The following is a 1,415-nucleotide window of genomic DNA, read 5'->3' as shown; positions in this document are numbered from 1 at the left end:
CTAACGTTCGACATGAGCGGCAGTTTCCGGCTTGCCGGAAACTGTTCGCTCGATGGAGGGGTTAGGCGGCTGCTGCACTACAGACCTCGCATTGAACCATTGCACTTTCCGCAAGCGCATCTGTGGATCCACACGTTCGGCGGACTACCCATGACCTCAACCTCGACAAGCGACCCACAGTACGGACAGTTCGCGTTCGAAGGCAGCCTTTTGTTTGCCTTGGCGACAGCTACAACAACGGGACCGGCGATGCAAGGAAAGCAGCGCAAGTTCATTCCTTCCAGGTACGAGAGGTCTTCGTCACTCACCGTGGAGACAGCGGACGATGCGACGACGAACTCAGACTTGCCTGTCGTTGTGCCCGTCTGACCCTCGCCACTCTTCTCTTACTCGGCACTCAAGGTGACCGTCGCGCGGATACAAGCTCTCAGCACCGAGACGTTCGGTGGATACAACAGGAACCTTCTCATGGAACAAATGAACTTGGCCATGAGCATCGACCAGTGAGCACTCGACGAAGCCGGGAAAGTGATCGTCGATGAACTTGACGACGCTGACCGAGAGACTTGGCATCGCTTCAGCCGCCTAACGTTCGACGTAAGGGGCGGCCCGCTTGCGGGACGTCCCCTTGACGGAGGGGTTAGGCGAGCTCGGCGGAGCAGCGAGAGATGTGAAACGCAAGTAGGCGACCATCAAGGATGCTTGATTTGATGGACCAGTGCCCTGACGTCGCTGTAAGGAGACTTCGGGGATTTGGTACTGGGGGTTAGGTACGGACCGAAGCAGAGGACCTCGACACGCTGGCCAAGCGCCGCAACGGACGCGCTGCTGACATCCTCGCAAAGTGCTCCGACGACGCCCGGCGGCGCAAACCTCCCAGGAGCCTGCCAGGCCTCGCGGGCCTCGAGCCTGCGACCACGCAGGCAAAAAGACGGTTTGAACCGCCACGGTCGGTGCGCTGGCCGCCGAAGGACGGACAGCCCACACCGACGCTGAAGCGAGCACGCCTCTCACATTGGCATAGGGCTTCGAAAGCGAGGCATTCCACGGCTGACTTGTCAGACAAGGCATGAGATCAGCCTTCAACCCGGTACTGCCTAACGTTTGACATGAGAGGCGCTTGGAGGCCGTAGGCCGGAAAGCGTCCTCTCGATGGAAGGGTTAGCGAAGTAAGAAGTAATCGGCCCGCTGCCGCAAATCGCGCCGAAGAAACTCTCGGCGGCTGCGCTGTGGCAAGGTGGAATGCGGCGCCGCGGAAGACCGATGAAGCACTGGTGCCCACTGCCCGCGGGTTAGCGTGGTCTTGGGTAACGTCATCGACATTGGTGAGCCGGCGTGGCAGTGCGCAGCTGCCGCGCCGGTATCCCGTTTGAGAGAGTGAGCACGACGACGTCCCCGATGCGGCGCCACATTCC

General features: G+C 60.4%; 1 protein-coding gene. It reads left to right on the top strand.

Translation table 11 applies throughout. From position 1 onward, the window contains the following. Positions 1–369: hypothetical protein (locus tag E8D38_RS28715; protein ID WP_219851892.1), on the top strand; the 369-nt coding region annotated here is incomplete at its 5' end. Between the last annotated feature and the right edge of the window lie 1,046 nt (positions 370–1,415).

Source organism: Methylibium rhizosphaerae (assembly GCF_006386545.1).
GTDB classification, from domain to species: Bacteria; Pseudomonadota; Gammaproteobacteria; order Burkholderiales; family Burkholderiaceae_C; genus Pseudorivibacter; species Pseudorivibacter rhizosphaerae.
This window is presented reverse-complemented; position numbering and strand designations above follow the sequence as displayed.